Raw genomic sequence first — 23,468 nt, forward strand, 5'->3', positions numbered from 1 at the left:
CATTACCTAATAACTACGTAATCTAAGTCAACAAGCTTTGCATACGTGATGATTTGATCTGTTGTCAGATTCAATGAAACAACTGTATGATGACCGCCGCCATTCTCAATCCAAGCTTTAACCCCATCCTGGAAGTTTGGCTTCACTTCCCAAAGTACACGGGCAACTGGAAGGTTAGGTGCTTCAACAGTTGGCTCAAAGGCAGAAACTTCATTAATCAAAAGCTTGTATTGCGTACCAAAGTCAGCCATTGAAACAACAACACCATCTCCTGCCTTACCATCGAATACTAAACGAGCTGGATCCTCACGATCACCAATACCTAATGGAGATACGACGATTTTTGGCTTGTTACAAGCTAATGTAGGATCGACTTCAAGCATATGCGATTGAAGAGCAGCTTCTTTTCCAACAGCCAGTTCATAAGTGTAATCTTCCATAAATCCAGTTGATTGGTTATGGCTCATCACTTTAAGTAAGCGATCGAGGGCCGCTGTCTTCCAATCCCCTTCACCAGCAAAGCCATATCCTTGTGCCATCAAACGTTGAACCGCAAGACCAGGAAGCTGCTTCATGCCATATAAGTCTTCAAAGTTAGTTGTGAAGGCATTGTAACCACCATCATCAAGGAAACGCTTAATCGCAATTTCATAGCTTGCTTGTACCTTCACGCTCTTTTCCCAATCTTCTTTGCTGTACGTGCCATAATCAAATTCATATAGTTCCGCATACTCAGCAATTAAATCTTCTACTTCTTCTTCCTTAACGTCATTCACATATTGAACAAGATCGCCTATACCAAAGTAGTCAACAGTCCATCCAAATTGAATTTGAGCCTCAACCTTATCCCCTTCGGTTACTCCAACATTACGCATGTTATCACCAAAACGAGCAACTTTTATATTGAAGCTTTCGGCATAGGCAACCGCTACATCCATCCATTCTGCCATTTGCTTTTGGACTTCAGCACGTTTCCAGTAACCTACCACAACTTTATTTTGCTTTTTCAAACGCGCATTTATAAATCCATATTCACGATCACCATGAGCTGATTGATTCAGATTCATGAAGTCCATATCAATGGTTTCCCATGGAATACTTTCGTTAAATTGCGTTGCTAAATGAAGCAATGGCTTTTGTAATAATTTTGTTCCGCGAATCCACATCTTTGCAGGTGAGAAGGTGTGCATCCAGGTTATTACGCCCGCAACCTCATCACGATAGTTCACTTCTTTCATAATGCTTGTAATTTTATCTGCACTTACAGCTAAATCCTGCAATACGAGCGGATAGGGTAATATACCGCTTTCATTTAAGGCATCCGTCATCGTTTGTGCGTGTGCTTTAACTTCCGCCAGTGCCTCTTCCCCATATAGATGCTGTGAACCTACGACAAACCAAAACTCTTTTACTTTAGACATAATAATCCTCTTTTCGTAGTTTGATAGTTTGTATTATTTTTGCCCATAGTAGGCATTTTTCCCATGTTTACGTAGATAGTGCTTATCTAAAATACGTTGTGGCAATTCCTCAGCAAAATGATTCAATTCGCGTGTAAATAAATTCATTTTTGAGACCTCTTCTAAAACCACGCTATTCATAACTGCTGTTTTTGCATCCTTGCCCCAAGTAAATGGTCCATGTCCATGAAGTAAAACACCGGGAACTGCCAATATATCTAACCCACGTTTTTCAAATGTTTCGATAATTACCTTTCCAGTTTCCACTTCGTACCCACGATCCACTTCCTCTTGAGTTAAAAACCTCGCACATGGAATGGAACCATAGAATGTATCGGCATGAGTAGTTCCCATCGCCGGAACATCTAAACCTGCTTGAGCCCATATGGTCGCCCAGGTTGAGTGAGTATGCACAATGCCGCCAATTTCTGAATAATGCTTGTAAAGTACTGCGTGAGTCGCTGTATCCGATGAAGGATTCAATTCCCCCTCAACCACCTGACCATCCAAATCAACAACCACCATATCACTTGGCTTCATCGTCTTATAATCAACACCACTCGGTTTGATAACAAATAAGCCACTATCACGGTCAATTGCACTTACATTTCCCCACGTAAATTTGACGAGTCCATGCTTGGGCAATTCTAAATTTGCTTCAAATACTTCCTCTTTTAACTTTTCTAACACTTGAAACCCTCCAAACTTGGACTCATAAAATCAAATGATCGACAGCTGCCTGCTCAATTACGAGACCTTTTTTATATCGTTCTATAAATTTCTCAAAGCCTTTAACATCAAACTGATCCGGATATATTTCTTGACTATCAACCTCGTAAAAAACTTTTTGGTCAAGGAATTCTTCCAGGCATTCTTTATCATTTTTGTTCATCATGTAAGAAGCCAAGATAGCCATTCCCCAGGCACCGCCCTCTCCGGCTGTTGCCATAACGGATACTGGTGCATCAAAGGCAGCTGCGACGATTTTTTGACCTACAATAGGTGTTTTGAATAAACCGCCGTGAGCCAAAATGCCGTCAATTTCGACACTTTCTTTTTTAGTCATAATGTCCATTCCAATTTTTAAAGCACCAAATGCAGTAAAAAGATGAGCTCGCATAAAGTTGGCTAAATTAAACTGACTATCAGGAGGTCGGACGAATAGCGGTCGCCCCTCTTCTAATCCTGTAATATTCTCACCGGACAAATAGCCATAGCTTAGCAATCCACCTGCATCAGGATCAGCCTCCAAAGCTTTATTCAGCATCACTTCATATAATTGATCCGTTTCAATCTTTTGGCCCATTGCTTCAGAAAACTCACGGAATAATTTCAGCCAGGCATTTAAATCACTGGAGCAGTTATTAGCATGAACCATCGCTACTGGACTGCCATCAGGTGTTGTTACTAAATCAATTTCCGGATACACTTTTGAGAGTTCTTTTTCCAATACAATCATGGCAAAGACTGATGTTCCTACTGAAATATTACCAGTACGCTTTCTCACACTATTTGTAGCAACCATTCCTGTACCGGCATCACCTTCCGGCGGACAAAGCGGAATACCTGGTTGTAAATTTTGTGATTGATCAAGAATTATTGCCCCAACTTCTGACAATTCACCAGCTTCTTCTCCTGAAAGATAAATTTTAGGAAGAATCTCCTTCAGGCTCAAAGGACAGCCTTTCGTGGAAATTAGTTCATCAAACTGCTTAACCAATGATTCATTGTAATCCTTTGTTGATTCATCGATCGGAAACATACCTGAAGCATCTCCAATACCGATTGCTTTATTACCAGTCAGTAACCAGTGGATATAACCTGCCAGAGTCGTAACATAATCAATACGCGGCAAATGTTTCTCTTCATTTAAGATGGCTTGATAAAGATGAGCAACGCTCCATCGTTCTGGGATATTGAATTTAAATGTATCAGTCAATTCTTTAGCTGCCGCACTCGTTGTTGAGTTACGCCAAGTACGAAACGGAACAAGCAATTCGCCAGTATGATCAAAGGCCATATATCCATGCATCATGGCTGAGATTCCAATAGAACCAATCTTCCGAATCGTTATCCCATAATTTCTTTCAACCTCTTGCTTCATCTCACGATACGCCGCTTGCAGTCCAGTAATAATATCTACTAGGCTATATGTCCAAAAACCACCCTCTAAGCGGTTTTCCCACTCATAGCTTCCGGATGCAATCGTTTCAAAACTATGATCAATTAACACTGCCTTGATACGTGTAGAACCAAACTCAATCCCAAGAGAAGTCTCTCCCCTAGTAATCGCCTCTTGTATGTTTGCTTTGTTCTTTTTCATATAAACCCCCATCTGATAGCGGTTCCAATATTCAGAATGATTACGCTTTCTATTTGTTAACTCGATTATATTAATTTGTACGTACAAATGTCAACTGATATATAATTAGTACACACAAATTCAACATTACTGATTCTCATACATTTCAATCAAGACCCACAAAACCATATATTGGGTATACTATTAAAAGAAATAATTAAAGATGTTACTTATAAAAGAGAATTAGATTGCTTATTTTATTTCTTACTAATTCAAAGTAAAATATGTACATACAACTATTTCGAATCAATCAATTAGTGCAAGAGCACCAATGAAGGAAGTGAGCAATAAATGAAACCAAAATATCAGGTCATCATTGATGAAATAAAAAGCAAGATTCTTTCGGGAGATTATAGAATTGGTGACCAAATCCCTACTGAAGCTTCCCTCCAAGAAAAATACGAAGTGAGCCGACAAACAGTTCGTAAAGCTATATTAGAATTATCAAACGAGGGATTTTTAAGAAGTGAAAAAGGGTCCGGCACTTATGTCAGTAACCAATATCAAGCAAAATCAGGCGGTCAATCTAACACTAAAACAATCGGAGTCATTACAACCTATATTTCTGATTATATTTTCCCCTCCATTATTCGAGGGATTGAGGGTAGATTAAATGAAGAGAATTATTCGTTATTATTAGCCAGTACAAATAATGATGTCGAACAGGAAAAAAAAGCTTTGGAAATGATGCTGTCATTTGGAGTGGACGGCTTGATCATAGAGCCTACAAAAAGCAATCTATATAATCCAAATATCTCTTATTACCTGTCATTCAAAGAACAAGAGGTTCCATTCATTATGATTAATGCTTATTATGAAGAATTAAGTGTTCCCTTTCTTTGTCTTGATGACGTCCAGTCCAGTTATCTCGCAACAAAGGAATTAATTTCGAAGGGACATACACAAATCGGGCTAATATCAAAATCAGATGACCTGCAAGGAAAATATCGAATGAAGGGGTATATAAAAGCGCTTGGAGAAGCAAAATTAGGATTTCGACCTGAGCATGTACTTACATTCGATACAGAAACAAAGCCCAATTTATCAGCAAGCTTGAAGAAATTTTTAGAGGAAAATATTCAATCATTAACAGCTATTGTTTGCTATAACGATGAAGTCGGTTTAGAAGTAGCAAATGTGTGTAAACAGCTTAATATTTCAATCCCAGAGAAATTATCAATAATTGGGCAGGACAATTCCTATATTGCCAAAAACGCGAATATTGCACTGACAACATTAACCCATCCACAGGAACAAATGGGACGCGATGCAGCTGATTGGCTCATTAAGAAATTGCAAGGAAAACGAGATTTACCAAACGAAACTTACTATGAGCCAGTGCTGATTGAAGGAGAAACAGTAAAAGTTTTAGAGGTCAATTAGGCAATAGTTATGATTTTATATGGCGTTACTAAATTACTTATAATAAAAGAAGCCCTGTTTATGCTCGTTATGATACCCGAGCATGAACAGGGCTTTACTCTATTTCTCCTATATACGTATGTGACTGTGCACTAATCAAATCTTAACTACCAGTTAGCTACTTCCACCTTTGCTTTTAACCATTTTTCCCAAACAGGATCCTTTATTTTAAGTAAGCTTAATGAAATGCCTTTCATATCAAGGGAAGTTAAATGGTTTCCAACCTTCACAAATCTAATATCCAAGCCTTCCAGCTCGCATAAACGCCGGATATCATTAGTAAAGATATACTGTTCCATCAGCGGTGTAGCTCCTAACCCATTCACCAAAATAGCAAATTGATCTCCTTTTTTCCAACGGTAAAGACTTTTAAGTTTATTCATAAGCTCTATGGCTAATATTTCAGAGGAATGAAATTCTTCTTTCCGGTATCCTACTTCACCATGAATCCCGATACCGTAAAATACTTCATTATCCTGTAGTATAAATGAACTTCTATCTGACTCAGGATGGGTTACCGGTGAAAGCGCAACTCCCAATGTATGTAAATGACTGATGACAGACTGGCCAATTTCCTTTAATTCGTTTAGAGAATATCCCTCACGTGCAGCAGCTCCAAGTATTTTATGGACAAACACAGTACCAGCCACACCACGTTTCCGCTTATTGAAGGAAATGTCGTCTTCAATGGAGACGTCATCACTTACAATGACATGATCAACAGTCCAGCCTTCTTTTTGGGCGATGGATTCAGCCAATAAGAAACTCTCTAAATCCGCTTTAAAGTTTTTGATGATGAGCAAAACACGCTTATTTTTATCAATCATCCGAATGGCGGCTACTATTTGCTCAGTTGTTGGCGGAGTGAAAATTTCTCCATTAACCGAAATGGAGAGCATTCCATTCCCTACATATCCATAATGAGCCGGTTCGTGTCCGCTGCCGCCTCCGCTTATGATGACAACCTCCTCACTTATATCTTTTAAATCCTTCCGATAGACAATATCATGCTCGGGCTCATAAGAAACCCTTTCTTTATGTTCAAAACAAAATCCAGCCAGCATGTCGCTTACAGTATGCTGAACATCATTAATTATTTTTTTCATTCTTATTCCCTCTCGCTGCTCACTCCTGCAGAAATGGCAGTAATTGATCAGTTATCATATATTTCATCAAGGATGACATCGTGGAAGACTCGAGTGTGCAATCTTTCTCAATCCACTCTTTAATTATCCCTACAAACCCATAGCTATAAAAAGAAGCCATTAATTCTTTCCTTTCATTAGAAATCATTAATCCGCTTCCGTCAAAACGTTTAGCAATAATCTCAAGATACAAATTCTTTGTGTGTTCATATAAGTATTCATTAAAGGAATTTTGCTCTTCTACTTTAAATGCATTTTGATAGAATCGCCGATTCTGACTGAAGTATTCCAATAACAAATTAAAAATGTTCTCCCACTTTTCATATCCAATAAAGTCTGTAATATTTTCCTTCGTTTCTTCTTTATAAATCCAGCCAAGCAATTCATATTTATCTTGAAAATGATAGTAAAATGTTTGCCTTCGCATCTTACAGTTTACCATAATGTCACTAACCGAAATTTTATGAAAAGGTTCAGTTACCATTAAATCTTTTAATGATTTTGCAATTATTTTTTTGGTGATAATCGATGAGGTCATAGGTTACCTTCCCTATTAAAATTGTAATTTAATTATACAAAAATGATATAAATACGGCTATTTTGACAAATGCGGTTTTTTGTCCGTTTACTTTAAAACGCTTACATTATACTGTTAATAGTATGAATAAATTTAGCAATACTACCAATTTTTAATAGAAACAGGAGGCAATACAAATGAAAAAGATTATAAATAAACCTGAGAACCTCGTAATGGAGATGGCTAATGGATTAATCATGGCACATCCGGAACTCGAGTTTCTGAAGAAATATAAAATTATTAAGAAACGAGTAATAGATGAGAACAAAGTGAGCCTAATTAGCGGGGGAGGCAGTGGGCATGAGCCTGCACATGCGGGCTTTGTCGGAAAAGGTATGCTTGATGCTGCAGTGTGCGGGGATGTGTTTGCTTCACCATCTCAAATACAAGTTTATCAGGGAATCAAAGCAACTGCCGGTCAAAAAGGGGTCCTGATGATTATTAAAAATTACAGCGGTGACATCATGAACTTTAAAAATGGTGCCGCTTTGGCGATCGAGGATGGTATCCAGGTTGAATATGTCCGAGTAGCTGACGATATAGCCGTTGAAGACAGTTTGTATTCTGTAGGACGCCGCGGTGTTGCAGGAACTGTACTTGTTCATAAAATTGCCGGAGCAGCTGCAGAAGAAGGCAGAGACCTTATGCAGGTAAAAGCAATGGCAGAAAAAGCCGCAGAAAATGTAAAAAGCATTGGGGCAGCTCTTACATCCTGTACCGTTCCTGCTAAAGGAACTCCGACATTCAAATTAGAGGAAGATGAAATCGAATACGGTGTCGGCATTCATGGAGAACCAGGAATCAGAAGAGAAAAATTGATTTCTGCAGATGAGTTGGCTAAACAAATGATAGATGATCTTCTAAAGGATTTTGGAATAAATGGGGATGAATCATCTGATATTGCTATTCTCGTAAATGGCTTCGGAGGTACTCCACTTCAAGAACTCTATCTATTTAACAATTCGGTTATGAGAGAAATGAGTAACAGAAACATTCATGTTTATAGAACCTTTGTCGGCAATTATATGACAAGTATTGATATGGCCGGAGTATCCTTGACAATTATGAAGCTTGATGATGAGCTGAAATCATTATTATCAAGCGAATGTTCTGCTGCGGCATTTAAAGTGGATGCACCTGTTGAGGGTGTTCAGTATACTGACCCTGTTGATGAGATTGAAGAAAAAATCGTTTCATTCAATACAGAGACAAGTGAGGAATACGCTATAATCCAAGATGATGTACTTTCCTTAGAGAACATCATCTATCTCATTGATAAAATGAGCGAAGTCATTATCCGAAATGAGATACCATTTTGCGAGCTTGACTCTCATGCCGGCGATGGAGACTTTGGTATGAGCGTTGCTAAAGGATTCAAGCAATTGAAACGGGAATGGAGTTCTATCTTAAATCAGGAACCATTAACTATTGGAGCATTCCTTGATGCATGCTCGATGGTCATTATGGAATATTGCGGCGGAGCGTCCGGTCCAATTTGGGGTTCTGCATTCCGTGCAGCCGGCAAAGCCGCAGGCGATAAAAATGAATTAACGATTGAGGAATTTGCAAACCTATTACAGGCAGCTGTTAAAGGAATACAAGTAACTGGTGAACGTTCATTTGGTAGAGGTGCAGTGGTCGGTGACAAAACTCTGATTGATGCTTTAGTTCCATGTGCTGACTCTTGGTCTGAGTGCGCAAAAGCAGGCATAGACTTTAAAACTGCCTTTGAAAAAGGGGCATCAGCTGCTGTTAAAGGCGCTAAATATACAGAAACAATCGTCGCCCGCATGGGACGTGCTGGTACAGTTGGTGAAAGAAGTCTGGGTTATCCTGATGCTGGAGCTTATGGACTTGGAGTTATTTTCACGGAGCTCTCCAGCAGTCTAAAATAAACCATATTGATTGCCAACTACACAATTCTTATAACCTAACCACTCTAAGGAGCTGCAACTGTGCAGCTCTTTATTTATCATTTAGTCTTAGAATAATAAAGCAGCTTCAGTTGAGAGGGCTATTTTCGAGAGGGTTTTAACAATGGTAAAAAGGAAAATTAAATGACAACATTTTGATCATCCTTGTTCAGACATCTTTAATAAATATATTTAAATAATAGGTACAGAACTATGACACCGACTACGACTATTCCTCCTATTGTCGGACTTCCATAAACGGTTCTATTCCATCCATCCTCGGTGTCTATCTTACTTTTGTTACGCTTATCTTTGTCCTCATTCAATGGTAACACCTCCATATAAGTGCTATAACACTATTAAAGAACTACTACCTTAAGCGATAAAATTTTGAAAAAGATGGACGGTCAAAACTGTTGTTAACAAACACCCACAGGACGTTAAGATTATTGTTTTTCTATTGTCTTGTTTTTCTTCAGGTTTATTGAACTCGTTAATTTGTATAATCCATATTGTCATAGTTACAAGCGCAAGAATTCCAATGAACATACCAATCACTTCCTTTTTCCCTTTTATTTCTTGAACACTACCCCACTTTGATTGTAACATTTTGTAAATTTGCAACAAGTCTTTCTTCGCTTACTTGTCCCGTTATTATCATAAGAAATTAAACATAAAAAGACATCTTTTGATCAATCTGGTCCTCTGCTTTTGCCTCTGCCAAGTTCATTTTCCCCTCTTTAAATCCACTCTTTTCCATGTTCACGAATGAAATTGATATCGTTTTGATATTTTTCAAGGTGTCTCTCATCTATCATTTTTTGAAAATTACTATCTCCTTCTTTAGCTTTTCTTTCAATCGTTTTACATAGCCCTTGTAATCGCAACAATACCATTTCCAAAAAATCTTCTTCCAATTCCTTTCCATAGGATTCAAAAAACAATTTTACTCTTTGTTTTATTTTCATAGCGTGGTCTAAGAAATTATAAATAACTTCTTCACCTGTTTCAGATTGATAAACTCTACTTAAAGGAATACAAGTATAAAGAGTATAGGCAATGTCCCAAAGTCTCGGTCCAGGACCAGCAACATCAAAATCTATTATCCCTACCGGTCGTTTACGATTAAAGATAATGTTGTATATAGCGAAATCATTATGACAAAGCACCTCGAATGGTTGCGGAGTATTATCTATCGACTTCCAATCTTCTTCAATTAAAAAATCATTCACTGAATCGTGGTAGAGACGTAGCATCTGAGCTATTTCTTTTAAAACTTCATCAGACCACATATATTCCTTTAAAGGATAATTACCAGCTTCACCTTCTATATATGACAAAATCTCTCTACCTTTGTCATCAATGCCCAAAAATTCAGGGGCATATTTGAACCCTTTGTTTTCCAAATGTATTAATAGCTTGTGAATTTTCGTACTGTCTGGCTTTAAATCTCTTCGAACAGTATCTCCTAATCGATATACGGTTGAGACATTTCCTCCAGTTAGAATTTCTTCATCTTCGTATTTAGACATCTCACAAATACTCCTCAATATTATAAAGTTTGCCTCTGATATAGTTTCTCCCTATTATTCAACTTTCTTGCTTCTCTACCTCCCATAAGGAATTCAACACAAAAAGGCATTAATCCTTCTTGGATCAAAGCCCCAAAAGTTTGAATAAGAATTTACATTTACTATATTCAACTATACATATGGCTAATTACGTTTTTGGATTATTTGACGCATAGGAGATGCCAAAGCTAAAAATATAAGTGCTATAAAAGTCACTTTAATTAAAGAAATTTGCTCCATCATAGGTGTATGCGTTGAACAGCTCAAGGAAAAAATAGACCACCAACTTGGTTCGACATATTGTAGAGATACTCTGTACCAAATGATAAAAATTAAAAACACTAATAACCAGTAAAATCTTCACAAAAACACTCCTTTACTTTATTTAGATAAATAAGGATCTCTTATTTTCTAAACTTTTCAGCCAGTGTCTAAGTCCTTTGCCAGCATAGGGTTCATCTTTAAAACGAGGAATAATATGCAGGTGTGAGTGCATGATATGTTGGCCTGCAATTGTATTGCAGTTCCAGCCAATGTTGTACCCATCAGGTCGATATGTTTCATCCAGTAAATCTTTCACTTCTTGGAGTAATGAATAGGTCGCTGACCATTCATTTTCTGTTAAGTCAAATGCTGTTTCTCTGTGTTTTATAGGAACTATTACTCCTGAACCGACTAATACTTCTTGGGGCATTTGCAGGAACATACAATGTTCATTTTTTAGAACCACTTTTTGCAGTTCTATTGAATCAGGATTACAAAATGGGCATTCTTTCACTTCTGTCACCTCCTCAGCTTCAATATCATTTTACAATATTTTACTCGTATTATAATAATCTTCAAGAAAATAACTTCAGAAAAATCAAAAACGCAAAGGCATTATGACCTTTGCGTTCTCTTATACAGTGGATTATTTTACAATTAAGGCAGGGCAGGTAACCCGTTTCATCACTTTGTGGCTGACGCTTCCCAATACCATTTCCTGAAAGCCATTCAAGCCACGGCTGCCAATCACAACAAGATTAACGGATTTCTCATTAGCATAACGGACGATTTCAGGACCGGGCGTTCCTTTTAAAATAGTTATTTTGACTTTTATGTTTGCCTCTTTGATTAGCTTTTCAATAGAAATCAGCTTGGCCCGGCGTTCCAGCTCTAAACTTTCAACCGAGTTTGCATGCAAAACTTCATTTTTAGCCTTATTAAAATCAATCACATAAACAACCTCTATTAATGAATCAGGCATGGCCCCTGCCAACTTCACAGCTTCCTTTGCAGCCCTTATTGAATTTTTAGAACCATCAGCTGCCAATAAAATGTGTTTATACATTTTCTAACCTCCTTAATGTCCACTTGATAATCCCCAAAGCTTGTTATACAACTGCTTACTTGTTGGGTTCATGCCTTTAATAGAAACAGATATTCCTTGCTCCTCCAGTTTATTCACTACTTTTACAATCGATCCCACTGCTGATTCATCCCATAGATGACTGCTTGAAAGATCTATCGTAATTTCTTTTTCATTCACATTTTCAAACGCCTGAACAAAACCTTGAGTAGAGGCAAAGAATAACGGACCTTCTACGATGAATACAGAATCTTCTTTATGCACTTTGACCTTCGAAATTCGCCCAACAAAGAAAAGAGCACTTAGAATGACTCCAGTAACGACACCAATTGCTAAATTATCCGTATAAACTACGATTCCAACAGTCAGCAGCATAACAAGTGCCTCTGTGCGTGGGGCAGTTACGATATATTTAAACGATCCCCAGTCAAATGTCCCAATACTAACCATAATCATGATTCCAACCAAGACAGGCATTGGTATTTTAACAACTAAATCTCCCAGAACAAGAATGAGGAACATTAAAAACAGACCTGCTACAAGAGTAGATAGACGACCTCTTCCTCCTGATTTGACATTAATAACTGATTGTCCGATCATGGCACAACCCGCCATTCCTCCAAAGAACCCATTGATAAAATTGGCAATTCCCTGTCCGCAGGCTTCACGAGTTTTATTGCTTTTCGTATCTGTCATATCATCAACAATTTGTGCGGTCAGTAAAGATTCCATTAACCCAACTATCGCCAGTGCAATCGCATAAGGTAAGATAATTTGAAGGGTTTCTAGATTTACGGGTACGTCAGGTAAAAAGAATGATGGAAGACTCTGCGTGATGGTTCCTAAATCTCCAATTGTCTTCATACTGGCACCAGACCACAAAGCAGCTATAGTTAATAGAATAATAGCAATCAGCGGAGCTGGAATAGCTTTAAAAAATCGCGGTACCGTATAAACAATTAAGAGAGTCAGAGCTACATATAAATAAGTAATCCATCCTCCCCCCCATATATGCGGGACCTGGGCCATAAAGATCAAAATGGCAAGAGAGTTCACAAAACCAATCATGACAGAATTGGGAATAAACCGCATCAGCTTTGCGATTCCCAATACACCAAATAAGATTTGAATGATTCCTGTTAAAATAGTCGCTGCCAGCAAATAATTTAACCCATGATCTGCAACCAAATCGCCCATTACAAGAGCCATAGCTCCTGTCGCTGCGGAAATCATGGCTGGTCTGCCACCAACAAATGCAATAATAACAGCAATACAAAATGACGCATATAATCCAACCATAGGATCGACACCCGCAATAATCGAGAAAGCAATCGCTTCTGGTATAAGTGCTAAAGCTACAACAATACCCGATAATATATCTCCCCGTATATTACCAAACCATTGTGTTTTTATAGATTGCATATATAAACCCCTTTCGTGATAGTACATATATACGTCCCAAAACTAGACTGTTTTTGGGACAGCATTCATTATCTTATCACGTATATTCCCCAAAAATCGATTTCCAAATGGTTGAAAGTGAAAATATTCTAATAGGGCGATTAAAGATAAGAATAAAGATTAGTAAATCCACCTAATATCATATAAACCCTTCTAACCTAACCTGAATTCTTCGTTAATAACCGGCTTGTCATTGAAAATACATCAAAGAAATTAGAAAAAGGGCCTCCAGAAAGTCAGTCAAACTAACATTCCGGATAACCCCCAAAAAACTTTTGTTATGATTTTGTTTTTCTCACTTCATAAAATAAATAAATTCCGATCAATATATATGTTATAGCTAAACCGATAATTAACTGCAATTCTTCACTTAAGGTTGTTTGAGATAATACAATGGTCGGCAGGTGAAACGAAATTAACATAATGGGCAGGATTGCGGTTTTTGCCCAAATGGAGAATACAACGATAAAGCAAAGAAAAAGTAAGCCGATGACTGTACTCCCTAAAACACCAAAGTTAATGGTTGGTGTCGGATAGATTGAATCAGCGACAAGCAAACCCATAAAGACGACCATACTAATGAAAATAGGGGCTAATAATAATAAAAACTCTCGAATTTTAGACACTTGATTCCTGGTTGTATAGCGAAATGCAATCATCACTCCGAATAAAAAGAGTACACAATACACAGCCGTTCCAATGATTTTTAATACACTATAGCTTAATGTACCTTTCAAAAGATCTCCGAAAACCGAAAATGACATGGCTCCAGCTATAATCAGGGGTATATATTTTACCCATGCTTTATAATCCGTCCTCATTTCATTGGAAATACTTTGCATATACTCTTTAGGAGAAGAGCCAATGATTTGATCAATCGATTTACCATTTAGCTCCGCTTCATATAAATGCTCCTCAAGTTCTTTCGTAATATCATTAATTTCCTGATCATTTTTACCGCTTGAAAACAAGTAAATCTTTAAATCATCAATAAACTTCTGACTTTTAACAGACAGTTGAAGTTGCTCCACTTTTGCTTCACCTCATCCTTCAATTTCTTTCTTAATGACCGCGTTTACGCTTTTCTCAAGGTGACCCCATCTAACTAGAAAATGATCTAAAGCTACCTGCCCTTCAACTGTTAATGAGTAATATTTTCTCTTTGGACCAGCAATTGAATCCCGACGAACAGACGTAATAAGTCCTTCCCGTTGCATTCGGAGCAATAATGGATAAATGGTACCTTCGCTGATCGTCTCAAATCCATACTCACTTAAACGTTCTGCCATCTCATATCCATAACATTCTTTTCCTTTGATAATAGCCAAAAGGCAACCATCCAATATACCCTTCATCATCTGGGTTTGTGACATCTCTAATCCACCACTCTTTTTATCTTGCATTGCAAGGTATATCACCAGTTTAAACCACACTACCTTGCAATACAAGATAATAGTTAATTACTTACAAAAATCTTTCTTATATGAAGGTCCAAAAAGAAATCACTAGGGCAAGATCCCCTATTAAATTTAAGTCTCTCCATCTCTCAAATAGAAAGAAGCAATGTAGCCCACTACATTGCTTCTTTCATTGAATCCGCTTAATTAATTTATAAGCTTATCCTTTTATTTATTTTTTAATTGGTATCCATATTTCTGAATAATAATCCTTAGAAGACGGATCTCCATCACTTAAGTAAACCTCCATCTCAGGTCCACCCGAATGCTCATAGCCTGTTGCCGGAAACCATTCAGAGAAAATTCGATTCCACACCTTTGGCATGGCATCAGGCATAGCGCCATGAACAGGAAAAACAGCCCAGGTAGCAGCCGGAATCTGTCGTTCTTCCCAATCATTTGGGACATGTTCTATATGTTTCTCTGCCCCGATCAAGTAAGTTAGATTTTCTTGTAGTTTATCAAAGTCCATACAAACTCCAATTAATCCAAGAGATCCACTATTTTTAGCAAGAACAGCGGCGAATCCATTCTGATTAGATTCATCCCAGAAAGAGGCTATTTTCCGATTGTTCTCTCCCCCACTAGTACTCGTGCGTATGCTTTTCCCAACAACCTTAAATGCTTCCTTTTCGACAATCTTATAATCCATTCCCACATCACCCTTTAACTGAATTTGAAAGGAGAGCCTCGGATAAGCCTTCAAGGATTGGGTGTTTTTCTTAGCAGATGACGGATTGATTCCATGAATTTTCCGGAATGCTTTTGTAAAGGATTCCGGAGTTTCATAGCCATATTTCAGTGCAACATCGATTACCTTAGACTTGGAATGTACCAGTTCCTGCGCAGCAACTGTGAGACGGCGATTCCTAATATATTCACTCACGGTATATCCCGTCAGCATGCTGAACATCCGCTGGAAATGAAATTTTGACATACACGCAATTTCAGCAATATCTTCCACACAAAGATACTGTTCCAAATTATCTTCTATATACTCGATGCTGTCGAGCATCCTTTGAAGTCCCTCCATGTAAGCACTCTCCTTTCTAAACTCAGTCTACCAACACCGGTTAAGCAAATCCGGTTAATCCGTGCTCTTTTATGACAGTCCAGAATAGAATAAGAGCACTTAATCAGTTATTAAGCTATCTCTATTAAACTACCTGAATATCGCCTAACAAATGTTTTAATCAAACTATTTTCAGAGTTCACTTTCCCAATTCCAAAATTCTATTTCGTCTACTTCTAATTCACTTATTTTTCCTTCATCCTGTAATTTTAAAACTTCTTTTGTTGGTCCTGTAATAACAGCCCCGTAATGCATATAACCATGCTTCTCCATGTATTGAATACGTTTTGAAAGATTTAGCTCTCCCATATAAAAGTTTTCTGCTTTCCCTTCATATTTTTCCAGGAATTGCAGTGTTTTTCGGAATTGCTTATGCAGTGGTTTTCCTTCGCCTACCTCGTATTCCGGTGAAGAAGACCCTTCAGAAACTATTTCTGTTCCAAAGAAACCTTTTTCCTCTTGTTGAAAATCTACGATCATGTCATCTTCATGCCAAATTGGTTCACTAGGAAAACCAATTGGTTCAAATATAGCTTCCTCTTTCTTTTCAAAGCCAGTATCTACTGCAAGCCATATTAATCTCATATCCTTAGCCTCGAATAATGAAAATACCTCTTCTGTCTCTAATAATTCAGTAAATGAAACATAGGCTGAAACAACCGTCCCTTCTGGAACCTTTTTTAATCGTTCCCACCCCGAAAAACCTCGTGGGCTTGAACCCGGATAAATAAAAGCAGGACTGTTATTAGATATAGGGCTAAAATAAGTAACTTCGGGATATGACATCCTCGAGAAGAAAAAATCAGTTTCCATTTCACCTACTTTGATCGTTTCATCTCCAATAATCTTATTTATATCTCTTGAGGCTGTCATTCCAAAATAAGCAGAAGTGCTCGTACTTGTACCATCCATATGACCATAAGGATTCATTACAGTCAGACTGTAATCAACGATATTACGTAATTTCTCTAGTCGGTCAGGAGTCCCGAACGAGTAATACATCAGAGTTAGGATGGAAGAAAAGAATGAGAATAGAAGAAATAAACCTATAGCCATAAGTGCTGTTTGAAATCTCGCCTTCCATTTTGCAAATCTCATTATTCGTTGTTGTTTTTTTATGCCGATATCGGAATTAGTTAACTTTCCCCTGTTTTCTTCATCAGTTTCTTCCAAATATCTCTCCATACTCTCCAGTTCTTTCTCAATCTCTTTTGCCTCTTCTGCAGAAAGTTCACCTTTTTCATATGATTCCAGTCGCTTTTTAAAATCATCACTCATATTCTTTACTCCTTCTTTGCCTTATTGCTTTTCTCCCGCGAAATAAAAGAACTTTTACATAGGCCTTACTCACCTTCATTACTTCAGCAGCTTCCTCATATGTTAGACTATTAAAATCACAAAGCAGTACCGCCATCTTATGTTTTTCGGGTAATGTTTTCACTTCACGTAATAACTCTTCTATTTCCTCATGAATCACAATCGTTTCATCAATCGCTTTATTCTTATCTAAAAATCTAGAAAAATAGCCTTCATCCTGAATTGTTACTCTTTTATGCTTTCTATGATGATCAATATATGCATGATAAGCTACCGTAAAAAGCCATGCCTTTACACTTCCACTTTGATAATTCTCAATATATAAATAGGCACGAAAGAAGGTCTCTTGAACAAGGTCCTCCGCTGTATGATGGTTATGACAAAGAGAGAAAAGAAAACGATATATATCAGAAAAATAAGTGCTATAGAGATTATCTATTGAATCCGTCATCATTCCCTCCTCTCTTTAATATCACGTACAAAAATAAAAAAGGTTACAAGAATTAAAATATTTTACAAATCATCAATCTTTATGAGCATATCAAAAGATGGGGAATAAAGTTTACTTTTGACTGGTTTGATTTCTTTAAACAAAAAAAAAGCATTAATGGATGCCTTCTTTTGTGCACAATATATGTAAATAGCCACTAGGAAGATTGATAAAAAAAAGACCCGTATTCGTATAATTCACGAAACAAGGATCAATCTGGAAAATGTATTTTTCGGAATCTACAGGTATACTACCTCATTACAAAGTGATATCACTACTATAAATCCTTTTTAGACTTGGATGAATCAACTGATTATCTTATATTTACTTTCCTCGATTAACAATTTTCTTTATGTAACTTGATTAAGTCTTGGACGATTCCAGGTCGCTGCGTTGGAATACGGGGACATACGTGATAGTACTCTTCATTTCTCAGATGTTTCTTTCCAAAGGTTGGAACAGTTGCTTCATGAAGTAAGATTTTCCATGCATGTTTAATTACTCCGTAATTTTTCCATCTTCGCTCATTAGCTACTCCCCATCCAAGAAGAATCCAAGGATGCCGTCTTAACTCCTGTACAGATACTAAAGAATCCTTTGGATCGTATTCCTGCTCTTTAATTAGTTTTTCCAATAGATCAATAGCTCTCCCTTGGGAGGGATCTTGGATTATAAATAGATTATAGATATAAAGTCTGCCAGAAAAAACATGTCTATCTTCGTAAATTCCTTCTACGATTCGTACTAACTGTTCCATGGTTTCATCCAATCTGTGTATCTTTCCTTCAGCTTTCCCTTCTCTATGCAATTCTGCTGCCAACTCACCCCCTAATTCTGCTGATCCAGGATTACATAAAAGACAAGCTCCTATTGATTGCTCTGAATCTCCCCACTGAATGTATGTCGATGTGCGGTAAATATAATTTCCTCTCTTTTGATAGTGTGCATAGGCTGTAGGTATGTTCATAAACAGTTCCTCCCTTAGCACTCATATGTTTATTGATCTAAATTCTGTTTGACTGATATTACAGGAAGATACAAGATGACTAAATTGGATAATAATGAGGCAGCATGGTCTATCCCTAATGTATGGAATACTTGTTGATAGTGAGCAATAAACTCCTCTTTAGAGGTGGCAATGTGGTCACTGTCGTTGATAAATTGTACAAGCATCAGCCATGTAGGAATTTGAAGTTCTTGATTTAGGATTTGTAAATAAGCTAAGCGATTCGCCAACTGATAATAGTCGTTCAGCCAAGGAGTTATAGATGTAGTGGATCCGAATTTCTTTTGTGTGACAGTGAGGGTTTCAGTGATTTTAGCGATACTTTGTAAGGAAGTAGCTTTTATCTTGGAGTGAGTTTCACGACGATGGGCCTTGGCTTCCACCAAAATCAATCCCTTTTGGCGGCTACCTTCCACTGTCCCTATTCCATCCCAGACAGGACCGTTTTTCGGCCAATAGGCTCGTAATATCTTGTTGGCTGTGAGCAACTTGTCATCCTCATCGTAGTAAAACTTTAAAAAGTCATCCTGGTATTCTTTGTAGCTTTCATGGGCAAGAGGGGATTTCCAGTCAATCTTTTGTTCTTCTTTTACAAATGCCAAAAGGGAGGGAGAGTGAGAAAAGATTTCTTGATTCAGTACTTCACCATAATCATTTACATAGGTTCGAAGATGCAGTTGGCTTCCTTTCGTTTCAATTGTCATAATGTCCACCTGGAACTCGTTTGTTTTTTGTATCGATACAAATCTTCTATAAAACAAAATTTAGGGCCTAAAAATAACTCACTTTTAATCTCAGAATCCCAAGCCATTATTACATCTTTTTTCATAGGACCTTTCACTCCTTATCTCATTTCCTAAATAATACCATATAGGGCAGCAGTTGTGATTCAGTAATTTCTTTTCTAAGCGTACATTTAGATAACCGGGAAAGAATAATGGATTAAATTTAGAACACAAAAGAAAGATTTATAAACTTTATATCGAATTCTATTGTATATAACTTAAAATAGCCTCCAGCATTTTAAGAAAGGACAAAATTAGAATAGAGATAGGATGACGGAGACATGGACCGTATTTCAAACGAAATAAAGTTTGAATACAATTTTGTAGTAGATAAAGGAATCATTTCAAAAAAGCATAAAAGGGATGTTCCTGCCCTATTAGCTGTAGATGCCACATTTACAATAAAAATTAACAATGAATTATACTTTGAAACAGAACTGGCTATACTCGAATTCTATAAAGCATTGTATAGCTGGAAAGAGGAAATCACGGGGAATCATGTACCCGAATTCCATTATTATACGATCGAATATGCTGAATATGAGGATGGGGCTATTCTTTCATTAATCACTTTTTCCAATATGGCCAGAGTAAAATCAATCTGGGCAGAACAAGATTTATATAATGTTTTTGTTTTAGACTATATCGTAAAGGAATTTATTCTATTAGAGGAGAAATTAAAGCAGGACATAGAGGATTATTTTGAAATAAGATTAAAAGATTTTATCAAACACATTCCTGTCCAAGTGCTTACTATAGATTCTGGTGACTGGTAAAACTGTATTATTATTTCTATTAACCACAATCGATTGCGCGAAATGATAAAAAGCTATTTGTTACATTGATTGTATACTTTACTAGATTGGTCAATTTATTAATTTAAGAATACTCCAAGTGCTATCGAGGCTTCTTTGAAGGAGGATAACATGAAAAAAAAGAGAATTTTATGGATTGGATTTATCATCTTCATTCTTTTTGGGGCATGGTTTACATACCAAAAGGTCACAGATGACACGTATGTTGGCATGACTATCATTCCAGAGAATGAAAAAGACATTCCCTTATATGAAGGGTTAAAACCAGACAGAAACTACTATTATATAAAGGGAAATCATAGCAAGGAGATTTATGAATTTTACTTGAAAAAGCTATCTGAAAATGGATGGATAGTAGAATATTCAAACGGTGATGACAAAGAGCGAGGAGATGATTGGAATAATATTTCGTTTTCCTGGTTGAAGGAAGGGTTCGACGGAGAACTACATATGAATATTGGGTATGATAAAGACTCGAAGGAAACATACGTAATGTTCGATAAACGGGACATAGATAAATTAGAGACGTGGATTGATGAATCACCAAGTATGCCGATGATGAAAGCTGTTCTGAAATTACCGATACGTCGAAGCTAAAAGAAATAACGTCGCTTATTAATCATTCACTGGATTCGTACAAAGATGAGATACCTCAAAGAGAGAAAACAAGTGTTATGAATTTAGGGAAATTTAACATCCAAGTCCATTATGGGAATGATGAAGATATCTATTTTCAATCTGAAAAGGATTTAAAAATGATGAAAGCAAACCCTGAATTTTTTAGACTAACAAACTTACATCCATAAGTAACGAAATAGATTCACCTAAACACTCAGAAGGTTTCCGATGTTTAAGTGAATAAGTTTTGATAAACTTTATAAAATCCTCCTTCAAACCCCTTTTACCGCTCGAAATTTTTGCTTCGAAACCTCTGTTTTGACCTTTTATTGAAGTTTTTACTTATAAGCTTTTTTGGTTTAAGCATAGGGTTAAAAATGAGGAAGACTTAGTAAGTCAAAATGACAAAAGAGTAGATCGGTTATAGATCTACTCTCGATTTTGATTTTAAATGGATACTGATTAAAGTTTGAAGTTGCTCACTAAGTCGTTTAACTCTTCTCCCAATCTAGCCAATTGTTCAGCACTATCTTTTACTTCTTCCATAGTATGGCCAGTTTGCTCGGTAGCTGCAGCTGTTTCTTCAATTCCAGCAGAGGATTCCTGGCTAATAGCTGCCATATCCTGAATGGATTGATTCATATTTAAACTGTCAGATACGACTTCTGTTAAGTTAGAAGAAATACCCTGAATTCCTTCAACCATTGATGCAACAGCTATGTTGATCTCTTTAAAAGTATTATGTGTTTCTTCGATTTGTGAAGTACCTTTTACTACTTCTTCAGAACCCTTAGATAGGGAAATTACCAGGTCCCCAAATTGTCTTTGAATCTCTTCTACTATAAAAGTAATGTCTTTTACAGATAAAGCGGTTTGACCAGCCAATTTTTTCACTTCATCGGCTACAACTGCAAATCCTCTACCCGCTTCTCCTGCTCTAGCTGCTTCAATCGACGCATTCAAGGAAAGTAGGTTTGTTTGTTCTGCAACATTGTTGATGACTACTACAAGTTGAGAAATTTCCAGCGATTTTTCGTGCAGGGCTTCCATTTTCACAACAGCATCATTTACAACCGCATTTATGTTTTCCATCTGTTGACTAGATTCTTCCATTAATTGCGTTCCGCTATTTGTCATAAGTAAAACTTCCTTAGAAGAGGTTTCAATTTCTTTACCATATTGATCTGCTTCTTCTACTTTGATTGCAAATGTATTCGTGATACTTGCGATTTCGCTGGATTTAGCAGCTAATTGTTCAGAACCGGAGGACAACTCTTGCATGGTAGCAGAGATTTGTTCAGAACCAGAAGATACCTCTAACGCTGATTGAGTCAGTTCTTCACTGTGACTGGCAACCGTTTCTGATACGCCTGAAATCTTACCTAAAATACTTTTCAGCTCTTTTTGCAATTCATTGATAGCTAATCCCAATTGACCAACTTCTTCTTTTGATACAACCACAATCGGGTCAGATGTTAAATTACCTGTACTTATTATCTTCACTTTCTCCACTACTTTTCTGATTGGTCCCAGAGTCAGCTTAATCGTAATATAGGCAATCACAATAATTGTAAGTAAAATCACTACGGATACAATTATTCCGACCATGTTGGCATTTTCTCCATACCCAATTATATCGTTACCTATCTTGTTAATTTCTTTTTCACGATTATCAGCCACCTCTTTAAAGCCGCTAATTAGTTCACTTTCTAATGGTTGAACCTGGGTTGTTAAAATTTCAACCGCTTTTTCTTTATTATTATTGTCTATTTCCTGGAATACTTGATCTGTTAACGTACCCCATTCAACTTTTCTATCTAAAAGTTCTTTTATCTTATCTGATTTACTTGATTCCAGCAGTTGATTTTCCAGAGAAATACTGTCTTCTACACCAGATTCAAATTCCTTGCGAAATTTCTCATCATTCGATATCAGATATGATTGCAGAAGGCTCGTTCTCTCTGTCATATTTACGACTATTTTTTCATCTAAGACTAGCAAATTTAGCTGCTCATCTAACACATTTTCCATTTTGCTATTAATACTTTCAAATGCAAAGTGACTGTACCCGGTAGTGAAATTAACCATTATAAATACTAATATAAATCCGATAATCAGGTTCGTTTTTAAACCCAATCGATTCAAGAAAGCTATATACGATTTCATATTGATTTGCCCCTTTTTATGTAAGTTTTAGCGATATGTAATCATACTCGTAGTTAATAATTAACAGCACATCCTGAACAGATAGCAAAGAAATATAAATGAATCTAATAAGATTTGTCATCTTTGCCCTATTACTATGGAGCGAAGTACTTATTAACTATATCGACGGTACTTTTTTTGTTTATAGAGACTTTTGGCTTATTTATAAGAATCCATCTTATAAATGCTGATTTCAAAAAATAGAACATTCAATTCTAGGAATATTGCGTATTTCTAGGATATCGCTATCAAAGTAGGATAAAAATCATTTGAATTTCGAGGGAATTTCATTTACACATTTTCACGATTTTGGGGTTATTTCGCTATAATAAATATCATAGAAAGATAGGTAGTTTAGAATTTGAAACCTGTATCCTAAAAGCATTAATAAAGCACTAACTATAGCCACAATAACCGGCATTGCTATTTTTTACTGCAAATAAA

The 23,468-nt window shown here is 36.8% G+C and carries 23 protein-coding genes; 4 read left to right on the forward strand and 19 right to left on the reverse strand.

Annotation, left to right across the window (positions count from 1 at the left end; genetic code table 11):
- Positions 1 to 2: 2 nt before the first annotated feature.
- Genes araA through AC4D4B_RS14670 form a run of 3 tightly spaced genes read right to left on the reverse strand, consistent with a single transcriptional unit; the run spans position 3 to position 3,783 of the window.
- A complete protein-coding gene (araA, locus tag AC4D4B_RS14660) occupies positions 3 to 1,421 on the reverse strand; it encodes an L-arabinose isomerase (RefSeq protein WP_491000373.1) in 1,419 nt (472 codons plus the stop codon).
- Positions 1,422 to 1,454: 33 nt separating this feature from the next.
- Positions 1,455 to 2,150, reverse strand: a complete 696-nt coding sequence (locus tag AC4D4B_RS14665) for an L-ribulose-5-phosphate 4-epimerase (protein ID WP_491000374.1) — start codon at positions 2,148 to 2,150, stop codon at positions 1,455 to 1,457.
- Positions 2,151 to 2,172: 22 nt separating this feature from the next.
- Entirely contained in the window at positions 2,173 to 3,783 is a 1,611-nt protein-coding gene (locus AC4D4B_RS14670) for a xylulokinase (RefSeq protein ID WP_491000375.1), read from the reverse strand.
- A 330-nt stretch (positions 3,784 to 4,113) separates the two neighbouring features.
- On the opposite strand from AC4D4B_RS14670, the gene AC4D4B_RS14675 reads away from it, so the two are divergent.
- Positions 4,114 to 5,205: a GntR family transcriptional regulator gene (locus tag AC4D4B_RS14675; RefSeq protein WP_491000376.1), complete on the forward strand. Its 1,092-nt coding sequence runs from the start codon at positions 4,114 to 4,116 to the stop codon at positions 5,203 to 5,205.
- Positions 5,206 to 5,351: 146 nt separating this feature from the next.
- On the opposite strand, the gene dhaQ is transcribed toward AC4D4B_RS14675, so the two are convergent.
- Together dhaQ and dhaS are read right to left on the reverse strand one after the other, a co-directional pair.
- Entirely contained in the window at positions 5,352 to 6,350 is a 999-nt protein-coding gene (dhaQ, locus tag AC4D4B_RS14680) for a DhaKLM operon coactivator DhaQ (protein ID WP_491000377.1), read from the reverse strand.
- 19 nt (positions 6,351 to 6,369) lie between these two features.
- Positions 6,370 to 6,927 (reverse strand): dihydroxyacetone kinase transcriptional activator DhaS, encoded by a 558-nt coding sequence (gene dhaS / locus AC4D4B_RS14685; RefSeq protein ID WP_491000378.1) that lies wholly within the window; start codon positions 6,925 to 6,927, stop codon positions 6,370 to 6,372.
- Between the two features lie 176 nt (positions 6,928 to 7,103).
- Here dhaS and dhaK point away from each other — a divergent pair, with 176 nt between their 5' ends.
- Positions 7,104 to 8,861, forward strand: coding sequence for a dihydroxyacetone kinase subunit DhaK (gene dhaK, locus AC4D4B_RS14690; RefSeq protein WP_491000379.1), 1,758 nt, complete (start codon positions 7,104 to 7,106; stop codon positions 8,859 to 8,861).
- Between the two features lie 197 nt (positions 8,862 to 9,058).
- Here the strand turns inward: dhaK and AC4D4B_RS14695 are convergent, their stop codons facing one another.
- From AC4D4B_RS14695 to AC4D4B_RS14755, 13 genes are all read right to left on the reverse strand, one after another.
- Positions 9,059 to 9,205, reverse strand: a complete 147-nt coding sequence (locus AC4D4B_RS14695) for a hypothetical protein (protein WP_491000380.1) — start codon at positions 9,203 to 9,205, stop codon at positions 9,059 to 9,061.
- A gap of 49 nt (positions 9,206 to 9,254) precedes the next feature.
- The gene (locus AC4D4B_RS14700) at positions 9,255 to 9,488 is read right to left on the reverse strand and encodes a hypothetical protein (RefSeq protein ID WP_491000381.1); all 234 of its coding nucleotides are present in this window, start codon (positions 9,486 to 9,488) and stop codon (positions 9,255 to 9,257) included.
- Positions 9,489 to 9,619: 131 nt separating this feature from the next.
- The gene (locus AC4D4B_RS14705; protein WP_491000382.1) at positions 9,620 to 10,411 is read right to left on the reverse strand and encodes a phosphotransferase; all 792 of its coding nucleotides are present in this window, start codon (positions 10,409 to 10,411) and stop codon (positions 9,620 to 9,622) included.
- 424 nt (positions 10,412 to 10,835) lie between these two features.
- Positions 10,836 to 11,228, reverse strand: coding sequence for an HIT family protein (locus AC4D4B_RS14710; protein ID WP_491000383.1), 393 nt, complete (start codon positions 11,226 to 11,228; stop codon positions 10,836 to 10,838).
- A gap of 132 nt (positions 11,229 to 11,360) precedes the next feature.
- Complete coding sequence (locus AC4D4B_RS14715; protein ID WP_491000384.1) at positions 11,361 to 11,780, reverse strand: universal stress protein; 420 nt, start codon at positions 11,778 to 11,780, stop codon at positions 11,361 to 11,363.
- Positions 11,781 to 11,792: 12 nt separating this feature from the next.
- Positions 11,793 to 13,220: a SulP family inorganic anion transporter gene (locus tag AC4D4B_RS14720; protein WP_491000385.1), complete on the reverse strand. Its 1,428-nt coding sequence runs from the start codon at positions 13,218 to 13,220 to the stop codon at positions 11,793 to 11,795.
- A 317-nt stretch (positions 13,221 to 13,537) separates the two neighbouring features.
- Positions 13,538 to 14,290 carry a DUF1129 family protein gene (locus AC4D4B_RS14725; protein ID WP_491000386.1) on the reverse strand — a complete coding sequence of 251 codons (753 nt, stop codon included), beginning with the start codon at positions 14,288 to 14,290 and terminating at the stop codon, positions 13,538 to 13,540.
- Positions 14,291 to 14,302: 12 nt separating this feature from the next.
- Positions 14,303 to 14,632: a PadR family transcriptional regulator gene (locus AC4D4B_RS14730; protein ID WP_491000387.1), complete on the reverse strand. Its 330-nt coding sequence runs from the start codon at positions 14,630 to 14,632 to the stop codon at positions 14,303 to 14,305.
- Between the two features lie 256 nt (positions 14,633 to 14,888).
- Positions 14,889 to 15,749 (reverse strand): AraC family transcriptional regulator, encoded by an 861-nt coding sequence (locus AC4D4B_RS14735; RefSeq protein ID WP_491000388.1) that lies wholly within the window; start codon positions 15,747 to 15,749, stop codon positions 14,889 to 14,891.
- 171 nt (positions 15,750 to 15,920) lie between these two features.
- Entirely contained in the window at positions 15,921 to 17,066 is a 1,146-nt protein-coding gene (locus AC4D4B_RS14740; protein WP_491000389.1) for an anti-sigma factor, read from the reverse strand.
- A complete protein-coding gene (locus tag AC4D4B_RS14745) occupies positions 17,059 to 17,556 on the reverse strand; it encodes an RNA polymerase sigma factor (protein ID WP_491000390.1) in 498 nt (165 codons plus the stop codon). The genes AC4D4B_RS14740 and AC4D4B_RS14745 overlap by 8 nt, the downstream gene beginning before the upstream one ends.
- A 376-nt stretch (positions 17,557 to 17,932) precedes the next feature.
- Positions 17,933 to 18,562, reverse strand: a complete 630-nt coding sequence (locus AC4D4B_RS14750) for a hypothetical protein (RefSeq protein ID WP_491000391.1) — start codon at positions 18,560 to 18,562, stop codon at positions 17,933 to 17,935.
- Positions 18,563 to 18,591: 29 nt separating this feature from the next.
- Positions 18,592 to 19,305, reverse strand: coding sequence for a hypothetical protein (locus AC4D4B_RS14755; protein ID WP_491000392.1), 714 nt, complete (start codon positions 19,303 to 19,305; stop codon positions 18,592 to 18,594).
- A gap of 362 nt (positions 19,306 to 19,667) precedes the next feature.
- Between AC4D4B_RS14755 and AC4D4B_RS14760 the strand changes: the two genes are divergently transcribed.
- Together AC4D4B_RS14760 and AC4D4B_RS14765 are read left to right on the forward strand one after the other, a co-directional pair.
- On the forward strand, positions 19,668 to 20,162 hold the full coding sequence (locus AC4D4B_RS14760) for a DUF7878 domain-containing protein (protein ID WP_491000393.1): 495 nt from the start codon (positions 19,668 to 19,670) through the stop codon (positions 20,160 to 20,162).
- A 150-nt stretch (positions 20,163 to 20,312) separates the two neighbouring features.
- Positions 20,313 to 20,798 carry a hypothetical protein gene (locus AC4D4B_RS14765; protein WP_490996751.1) on the forward strand — a complete coding sequence of 162 codons (486 nt, stop codon included), beginning with the start codon at positions 20,313 to 20,315 and terminating at the stop codon, positions 20,796 to 20,798.
- Positions 20,799 to 21,281: 483 nt separating this feature from the next.
- Here AC4D4B_RS14765 and AC4D4B_RS14770 read toward each other — a convergent pair whose 3' ends face one another.
- Positions 21,282 to 22,985: a methyl-accepting chemotaxis protein gene (locus AC4D4B_RS14770; RefSeq protein WP_490996752.1), complete on the reverse strand. Its 1,704-nt coding sequence runs from the start codon at positions 22,983 to 22,985 to the stop codon at positions 21,282 to 21,284.
- Positions 22,986 to 23,468: the final 483 nt, after the last annotated feature.

Source organism: Pradoshia sp. Z6_59, from assembly GCF_058267515.1.